Source organism: Longimicrobium sp. (assembly GCA_036377595.1).
Classification (GTDB): Bacteria; Gemmatimonadota; Gemmatimonadetes; order Longimicrobiales; family Longimicrobiaceae; genus Longimicrobium.
Genome location: DASUYB010000108.1, coordinates 35,373 through 45,056, shown reverse-complemented (window position 1 = coordinate 45,056; position 9,684 = coordinate 35,373). Strand labels below are relative to the sequence as shown.

The window sequence follows — 9,684 nt, the reverse complement described above, 5'->3', positions numbered from 1 at the left end:
GGCGATCCCAGGCCTGTCATTCCGAGCGGCGCCGCTGCTCCGGGACTGCGCCCGCGCTGATGCATGGCGGCGCCCGAGGAATCTGTGGCATGCTTCCGAGCCACAGGCGCCCGATCGCTCGGGAGCCGGCCACAGATTCCTCAGGCGCCAGGCCCTGGCGTGGAGGATGGATCGGCGCAGCGCCTTCGGAATGACATCGCTCGCGTCGTGTACGGTGGCCACAGCACTCAGGACTCAGGACTCAGGACTCAGGACTCAGGACTCAGGACTCAGGACTCAGGACTTAGGACTTAGGACTTAGGACTTAGGACTTAGGACTTAGGACTCAGGACTCAGGACTTCCGTCTTCACCGGAAGTCATCCCGATACGATTGGAAGATGACCGACATCACCTCGAGGCTGGCCGATCTCTCGCCCGAACGGCGCAGGCTGCTGGCGCTGAAGCTCAAGCAGAAGGCGGCGGCCGCGGACGCGCCCGCCGCGGTCGGCGAGCGCCCGTCCGTGTTCCCCGCCTCGTTCGCGCAGCGCCGGCTCTGGCTGCTGGACCGCCTGGAGCCGGGAAGCACCGCCTACAGCCTCCCCAAGGTCTGGCGCATCCCCGGCCCGCTCGACGCCGCCGTGCTGGAGCGCGCGCTGGACGAGCTCGTCCGGCGCCACGAGTCGCTGCGCACCCGCCTGGAGGAGCGCGACGGCGAGCCCGTGCAGGTCATCGCCCCGCCGTCTTCCTTCACGCTGGAGATGACGGACCTCTCCGCGCTCGGCCCCGACGCGTCGCGCGCCGAGCTGGAGCGGCTGGCGCGCGCGGATGCCGCCACCCCCTTCCGGCTGGACGAGGGGCCGCTCTTCCGCGCATCGCTGGTGCGTTTGGGAGATGAGGAACACGCGCTGCTCTGGAACCTGCACCACGCGGTCACCGACGGGTGGTCGACGGGGATTCTCGCGCGCGAGCTGGCTGCGCTGTACGGGGCGTTCTCGCGCGGCGAGCCGTCGCCGCTCTCGCCCCTTCCCCTCCAGTACGGCGACCACGCCGTGCGCGAGCGCGAGCGCCTGTCGGGCGAGGCGCTGGAGCGGCTGGTGGGCTTCTGGCGCGGCGCGCTGGCCGGCGCGCCCACGCGGCTGGAGCTGCCGCCCGACCACCCCCGCCCGGCCGAGCGCACCCACCACGGCGCCTCGGTCGAGGCCTTCCTGGGCGATGGCATCACCGCCCGCGTCGACGCGCTGGCCCGCGCGCACGACGCCACGGCGTTCATGGTCTACCTGGCCGTCTTCCACCTCCTCCTGTCGCGCTACACCCGCCAGGACGAGGTGCTGGTGGGCACCGCGGTGGCCAACCGCGCCACCGAAGACGTGGAGGGGATCGTCGGCTTCTTCGTCAACACGCTGGTGCTGCGCGGCGACCTCACGGGCGACCCCACCTTCGGCGAGCTGCTGGCGCGCACGCGCGACGCGACGGTGGCCGCCTTCGAGCACCAGGCGCTCCCGTTCGAGAAGCTGGTGGAGGAGCTGAACCCCGAGCGGTCGCTCACCCACGCGCCGCTGGTGCAGGCGGTGATGGTGCTGCACAACCAGCAGAGCGTCGGCGCGCCCCCGTCCGGCAGCGCGGAGCCCGCGCTGCGGCTGGAGGCGGTGGGAGAGGGGACCGAGGCCGCCCGCTTCGACCTGAGCCTGGACCTGGTACAGCTGCCGGACGGCGTGTTCGTGCGCCTCGGCTACGCCACGGATCTCCTCGCGGAGGCCACCGTCCGCGGGATGCTGGGCCACTTCGCCGCCCTGCTGGACGCGGCGGCGGCCTCGCCCGGCGCGCGCATCTCCACCCTCCCGCTGATCGGGGAAGCGGAGCAGGCCGCGCTCGTCGCCGCCGGCTCGGCGGACGCGCTGCCGGTGACGCAGACGCTCCCCGCGCTCTTCGCGGAGCAGGCAGCCGGAACGCCGGACGCGGTCGCGCTGGCGTTCGGGGACGAGACCGTCACGTACGCGGAGCTGGACGCGCGGGCCAACCGCCTCGCCCACCGGCTGGTGAAGCTGGGCGCGCGGCCGGATGCGCTCGTGGGCCTCTTCGTCGAGCGCTCCATCGAGACCGTCGTCGCCATCCTGGCGATCCTGAAGGCCGGCGCCGCCTATCTCCCGCTCGACCCCGCCTATCCCGAAGACCGCCTGGCGTACATGCTGGGAGATTCGGGTGCGGAGATCGTGGTCACCACCGCCGCGCTCGCCGACCGTCTCCCGGGCGGGGGGATGGCGCTCGTGCGGCTGGATGCGGACGCGGAGGAGGTCGCCGCGGAGCCGCCGGACGCGCCGGCGATCGGCATCTCCCCCGATTCCCTCGCGTACGCCATCTACACCTCGGGGTCGACGGGTACGCCCAAGGGGGTGGCGGTGCCGCAGCGCGCGGTGGTGCGGCTGGTGCGCGGGGCCGGCTTCGCCGACCTGGGGCCGGAGCAGGTGTTCCTGCAGCTGGCGCCCATGGCCTTCGACGCGTCGACGCTGGAGCTGTGGGCGCCGCTGCTGAACGGCGGCCGCCTGGCCATCGCCCCGCCCGAGGCGCCGTCGCTGCGCGAGATCGCGGAGCTGGTGCGGCGCCACGGAGTCACCACGCTCTGGCTGACCGCCGGGCTCTTCCACCGCATGGCGGACGAAGAGCTGGATGCGCTCGGGTCGCTGCGCCAGCTGCTGGCCGGCGGCGACGTGCTCTCCGTGCCGCACGTGCGGAAGGTGCTGCAGGCGCATCCCCGCCTGCGGCTGATCAACGGCTACGGTCCGACGGAGAACACCACCTTCACCTGCTGCCACACGGTCGGCCCCGGCGACGCGGAGCGCGCGTCCATCCCCATCGGCCGGCCGATCGCCGGCACGCGCGCCTGGGTGCTGGACGGGGCGATGCGGCCGTGCCCGGCGGGCGTCCCCGGCGAGCTGTACGCGGGCGGCGAGGGGGTGGCACGCGGCTACCTGGGGCGCCCTGCGGCCACCGCCGAGCGCTTCGTCCCCGACCCGTTCTCCGCCGAGCCGGGGATGCGGCTGTACCGCACGGGCGACTGGGCGCGGTGGACGGACGTGCGTGAGTGCGAAAGTGCGAAGGTGCGAGAGTGCGAAGGTGGCACGGATGCGCGCGAAGCCACGTTCGCACCCTCGCACTCTCGCACTTCCGCACTCGAGTTCCTGGGCCGCATCGACCAGCAGGTGAAGGTCCGCGGCTTCCGCATCGAGCCGGGCGAGGTCGAGGCCGCGCTGAAGGCGCACCCCGGCGTGGGCGACGCGGTGGTGACGGCCCGCGCGGACGGCGGCGGCGAGCGGCGGCTGGTGGCCTACGTGGTCGCGCGCGGCGGCGGCGCGCCCTCCGCCGCCGAGCTGCGCGCGGCGCTGGCGGCCCGCCTTCCCGACCCCATGATCCCCTCCGCCTTCGTGGCACTGGACGCGCTCCCGCTCACGGCGAACGGGAAGGTGGACCGGCGCGCGCTCCCCGCGCCCGAGGTGGGCGGCGACGAGGACGCGTACGTGCCGCCGCGCACCCCGGCCGAGCAGGTGCTGGCGGAGATCTGGGCGGGCGTGCTGGGCGCCGGGCGCGTCGGCCTCAACGACGACTTCTTCGCGCTGGGCGGGCACTCGCTCCTGGCCACGCAGGTGGTCTCGCGCGTGCGCGAGGCGTTCGGCGTGGAGCTGCCGCTGCGCGCGCTGTTCGAGGCGCCGCGCCTGGGCGCCTTCGCGGAGAAGGTCGACGCCGCCGTCCTCGGCCAGGCCGGCGCCGACGCGCCGGTGACGGCCCGTGGCGGCAACGACCTCCCGCTCTCGTTCGCGCAGGAGCGGCTCTGGTTCATCGACCGGCTGGAGCCCGGGAGCACGGCCTACAACGTGGCCATGCCGGTGCGGCTGGGCGGCGCGCTGAACGTGGCCGCGCTGGAGCGGGCGCTGGGCGAGCTGATCCGCCGCCACGCCGCGCTCCGCACCCGCTTCGCGGTGGTGGACGGCGCGCCGGTGCAGCGCATCGAGCCCGCGGGGCCCTTCCGGCTGGAGGTGGACGACATCTCCGCCCTGGCCGCGGACGAGCGGGAGGCGGAGATCGGCCGCCGCGCCGCCGCCGAGCGGCAGACGCCGTTCGACCTGGAGGCCGGCCCGCTCTTCCGCGCCCGGCTGGTGCGCGCGGGCGAGGGCGACCACCTGCTGCAGATGGCCTTCCACCACGCCATCACCGACGGGTGGAGCACGGGGATCTTTCTCCGCGAGCTGACCACGCTCTACGCCGCCATCGCGCGCGGCGAGCCGTCTCCGCTGGCCGAGCCGCCGGTGCGCTATGCCGACTTCGCCGCCTGGCAGCGCGAGTGGCTGCGCGGCGAGCGGCTGGAGGCGCAGGTGGCGTGGTGGCGACGCCACCTGGCCGGCGCCCCCGCCGTCATCACCCTGCCCACCGACCGACCGCGCCCGCCCGCGCAGAGCCACCGCGGCGCGCGCATCGACTTCTCCATCCCCGCCCCGCTGGCCGAGGGGCTGCGCGCGGTGGCGCTGGAGCAGCGGGCCACGCCGTTCATGGCGCTGCTGGCGTCGTTCACCCTGCTGCTGTCGCGCTGGTCGGGTCAGGACGACGTGGTGGTGGGCACGCCGGTGGCCGGGCGCACGCGCCGCGAGGTGGAGGGGGTGATCGGCCTGTTCGTGAACACCCTCCCCATCCGCACCGAGCTGGCGGGCGACCCTACGTTCCGCGCGCTCCTGGCCCGCGTGCGCGAGGCCACGCTGGGCGCGTACGCCCACCAGGACCTCCCGTTCGAGCGGCTGGTGGAGGAGCTGGCGCCCGAGCGCTCGCTCAGCCACGCGCCGGTCTTCCAGGTGATGCTGACCCTGCAGAACCTTCCCGAAGGGCCGGGAGAGGGGTTCGCGGAGCTCGACGCGCGCGGGGTCGACGGCGGCCAGGGCACGGCGAAGGCCGACCTGTCGCTGATGCTGGGCGAGATGCCCGACGGGGGGATCGCCGGCTCGCTGGAGTACGCCACCGACCTGTTCGACGAGGCCACCGCGCACCGGCTGGCGGACCACCTGCGCACTCTCATCGGCGCCGCCAACGCCGCGCCCGACGCGCCCGTCTCCACCCTGTCGCTGCTGGGCGACGAGGAGCGCGCCGCGCTGATCGCCGCCGGCTCGGCGACGGCGTCGTTCGAGGTCACCGACGCGCTTCCCGCGCTCTTTGCCCGGCAGGCGGCGCGCACGCCGGATGCGGTCGCCGTGACGTTCGGAGATGAGTCCGTCGCCTACGCGGAGCTGGACGCGCGCGCCAACCGTCTCGCCCATCGTCTCGTGAAGCTGGGGGCGCGGCAGGACACGCTCGTCGGCCTCTGCATCGAGCGCTCGGTGGAGACGATCGTCGGCATCCTGGGGATTTTGAAGTCGGGCGCGGGCTACCTCCCGCTCGACCCCGCGTATCCCGAGGACCGCCTGGCCTACCTGCTGGAGGATTCGGGCATCTCCGTGGTCGTCACCACCGCGGATCTCGCGGATCGATTGGGGGATGGCGCCACGCTCGTCCGCCTCGATGCGGACGCGGAGGCGATCGCCGCCGAGCCGTCCGCCGCGCCGGAGATCGACATCTCCCCCGACTCGCTCGCGTACGTCATCTACACGTCGGGATCGACCGGCAAGCCGAAGGGGGTGGAGGTCACCCACGCCAACGTCGCGCGCCTCTTCGCGTCGACCGACCACTGGTTCGGGTTCGGCGAGCGGGACGTGTGGACGCTCTTCCACTCGTACGCCTTCGACTTCTCCGTGTGGGAGATCTGGGGCGCGCTGCTGTACGGCGGCCGGCTCGTCGTCGTTCCCTTCGACGTATCTCGATCTCCCGACGAGTTTTACGTGCTGCTGGAGCGCGAGCGCGTCACCGTGCTGAACCAGACGCCGTCCGCCTTCCGCCAGCTGATGCGCGCGGACGAGGTGGCGGCGGAGCGGGGGGAGATGCGGGATCTCGCGCTGCGCTGCGTCGTCTTCGGCGGCGAGGCGCTGGACCCGGCAACACTGCGCGGATGGGTGGAGCGGCGGGGGGACGAATCGCCGCGGCTCGTGAACATGTACGGCATCACCGAGACGACGGTGCACGTCACCTATCGTGTAATCCGGGCTGGAGATACGATCGATGGCTCGGCCTCGCCGATCGGCATCCCCATCCCCGATCTCGCCGTCCATCTCCTCGACCGCCACGGGCAGCTCGTCCCCACCGGCGTGGTCGGGGAGATGTACGTCGGCGGCGCGGGGGTGGCGCGGGGATATCTCCATCGCCCCGAGATGACGGCGCAGCGCTTCGTCTCCGATCCGTTCTCCGCCGAGCCGGACGCACGGCTGTACCGGTCGGGCGATCTCGCCCGTCGTCTGCCCGACGGCTCGCTCGACTTCCAGGGGCGCGCCGACGAGCAGGTGAAGATCCGCGGCTTCCGCATCGAGCCAGGGGAGATCGAGTCCGTCCTCCTCGCCCATCCCGCCGTCCGCGAGGCCGTCGTCCTCCCGCGCGGCGAGGGAGAAGAGAAGCGGCTCGTCGCCTGGATCGTCGCAACGGAAGGAGTGGATGCGGCGGGGCTGCGGGCGCATCTCTTGGCCCGCCTCCCCGACTACATGGTGCCGGCCGCGTTCGTGTTCATGGACGCGCTCCCGCTCACCCGCCACGGCAAGGTCGACCGCCGCGCGCTGCCGGAGCCCGACGCCGCCGCCCTCTCCGGCGCCGGCTACGTGGCGCCGCGCACCCCCACCGAGGAGCTGCTGGCCGCCGTCTGGGCCGAGCTGCTGGGCGCCGCGCGCGTGGGGGTGGACGACGGCTTCTTCGAGCTGGGCGGCCACTCGCTGCTGGCCACGCGCCTCGCCTCGCGCGTGCGCGAGAGCCTGGGGGTGGAGCTGCCGGTGCGCGCCGTGTTCGAGCATCCCACGCTGGGCGCGCTGGCCGCCGAGGTCGACCGCCTGCGCCGCGCCGCGCAGGGGGTGGAGACGCCGCCGATCCGCCCCGTGGCCCGCGAGGGGACGGACCTGCCGCTGTCGTTCGCGCAGGAGCGGCTCTGGTTCGTGGACCGGATGGAGGCGGGGAGCGCCACCTACCACATGCCGCTCTTCGCCCGGCTCGAGGGCGCGCTGGACGCGGATGCGCTCCGCCGCGCGCTGGACGAGCTGGTGCGGCGGCACGAGTCGCTGCGCACCTCCTTCCCGCTGGTGGACGGGCTTCCCGTGCAGCGCGTGGCGCCGCCCGCGCCGGTGGAGCTGTTCACCCACGACTTCGCCGCCTTCCGCGACGACGAACGCGAGGAAGAGGCGCAGCGGCTGGTGCGCGAGCACGCCCGCATCCCCTTCACGCTGGAGACCGGGCCGCTCTTCCGCGCCGACCTGGCGAAGCTGGGCGAGCGGGAGCACCTGCTGCTGATCACCCTGCACCACGTGATCGCCGACGGGTGGTCGCTGGACCTGCTCTGGCGCGAGCTCGCGGCGCTCTACGGCGCCTTCTCGCGCGGCGAGCCGTCGCCGCTGGCCGAGCCGCCCGTGCAGTACGGCGACTTCGCCGCGTGGCAGCGGGCGTGGCTGCAGGGCGAGGTGCTGGAGCGGCAGCTGGCCTACTGGCGGCGCACGTTGCGGGGCGCCCCGCCGCTCCTCAAGCTCCCCACCGACCGTCCGCGCCCCGAGGTGCAGACGCACAACGCCGCCACCGAGATCGCCGTCCTCCCGCGCGAGCAGGCCGACGCGGTGCTGGCGCTGGCCCGGCGCGAGGGCTCCACCCTGTTCATGGTGCTCCTGGCCGCGCTCGACGTGGTGCTCTCCCGTCTCGCCGGGGACAACGACGTCGTGGTCGGCACCCCCATCGCCGGGCGCACGCGGGCGGAGACCGAGGGGGTGGTGGGGCTCTTCCTCAACTCGCTGGCGCTGCGGGTGGACCTGTCCGGCGACCCGGCCTTCTCCGCGCTGCTGCGGCGCGTGCGCGAGACCACGCTCGACGCCTACGCCCACCAGGACGTGCCCTTCGAGGCCGTGCTGGAGGAGATCCACCCCGAGCGCACGCTCGACCGCACGCCGGTCTTCCAGGTGATGCTGAACCTGGCCAACTTCGCCGCCGAGACGGGCGGTGCCGGGGGCGATCTCCCCGGGCTGCAGGTGCGCGGGGTGGATCGCGGCGGCCCGCTCGCCAGCAAGTTCGACCTCACCCTGTACGCCGGCGAGGGCGCGGACGGCATCCTCCTGCAGCTGGTCTACAACCCCGACCTCTTCGACGCCGCGCGCATGCAGGCCCTCCTGGCGCAGGTGGCCGGCGTGCTGGAACAGGCCGCCGCCGACCCCGCGCGCGCCGTCTCCGCCCTCTCGCTGGCGATGGAGGAGGTGGCGCCCGGTGCGGACCGGACGGTGCGCACCGCCGCCGGCGCGGCCGCCGGCGTGGGCGAGCTGGGCGTGGTGTGGACGCGCGGCGCCGACGGCGCGTGGCGCCCCACCGCCGAGCGCGGGCGGCTCCTCCCCGACGGCGCGGTGGAGGCCGTCCGCGAGGAGGCGGAGGCAGCCGCCGCGGCTCGCTCGACGACGGTGGCGGGACGAGCGCCGACGGAGACCGAGCGGGTGATGCTGGAGATCTGGCGCGACGTGCTGAAGGTGGCGGGGATCGGGCTCGACGACGACTTCTTCGACCTGGGCGGGCACTCGCTGCTGGGGGTGCGGCTGGTGGCGCAGGTGAAGAAGCGGCTGAAGGTCAGCCTCCCGCTCACCGTGCTCTTCGCCCACCCCACCCCCGCCGGGCTGGCCGCCGCGGTCGACGACGCGGGGAAGGCGCGCGACTTCCACCACCTGGTCCCGCTCACCGACGTGGCGGCGGGGTCGCTGCCGCCGCTCTTCCTCACGCACCCGGCGGGCGGCACCGTCTTCCGTTACCGCGACCTGGCCGACCGGCTGGGGCCCGCGCGGCCGGTGTACGCGCTGCAGGCCGCGGGGGTCAGCGACGGGGGCGAGCCGCTGCGCAGCGTGGACCTGATGGCCGGGCGATACCTGGAAGAGGTGCGGCGGGCGCAGCCCCGGGGGCCGTACCACCTGGCCGGCTGGTCGGCCGGCGGGGTGACCGCGGTGGAGATGGCGCACCGGCTGCTGGCGGCCGGCGAGGAGGTGGCGTTCGTGGGGATGCTGGACAGCAGCCCGCCCAACGCCGACGCCGAGATCCCCGACCCGGTGGGGATGTACCTGCGCCTGGCCGCGGGGCTCTCCGGCGCCCCCGGTCCCGTGCTGGAGAAGCTGGGCGACGAGCTGGCCGGGCTGTCCATCGGCGAGCGGCTGGAGCACCTGGCGCGCTGGCTGGCCGCGCACGGGGCCGAGTCGCGCGTGGGCGAGCTCGACGGCCTGCGCCCGGTGATGGAGGTGTTCCGCGCCAACGTGACCGCCGCGCGCCGGCACGTGCTGGCGCCGTATCCCGGCCGGCTGACGCTCTTCTGCGCCGAGCAGGGGCGCGGCGAGGGGTGGGAGGCGGCCAACCTCCCCGAGCTCTGGCGCCCCTACGCCGCGGGCGAGTTGCAGGTGGAGATCGTCCCCGGCACCCACGTCAACATGATCGGCGAGCCCCACGTCGACGTCCTCGCCGAGGCCATCGAGGCGGCGATCGCCGGCGAATCGGCCCCGACTGCAGCCGCAGGCGGCTGACGCGACGGGCCCGGGGCGATGGGTCGTCCCCCGGGCTGGCCCCCGCCGGTGCGCACGCAGCTTGTCAGC

Annotated in this window: 1 protein-coding gene; it reads left to right on the top strand. The window is 74.4% G+C overall.

The window, feature by feature from the left end; all coding sequences use genetic code 11:
- Nucleotides 1-378 precede the first annotated feature (378 nt).
- Nucleotides 379-9,615 (top strand): amino acid adenylation domain-containing protein, encoded by a 9,237-nt coding sequence (locus VF092_19230; GenBank protein ID HEX6749437.1) that lies wholly within the window; start codon nucleotides 379-381, stop codon nucleotides 9,613-9,615.
- Nucleotides 9,616-9,684: the final 69 nt, after the last annotated feature.

Coding starts and splice junctions, on each gene's coding strand:
- VF092_19230 (HEX6749437.1), top strand. CDS start 379: ATGACCGACATCACCTCGAGGCTGGCCGATCTCTCGCCCGAACGGCGC.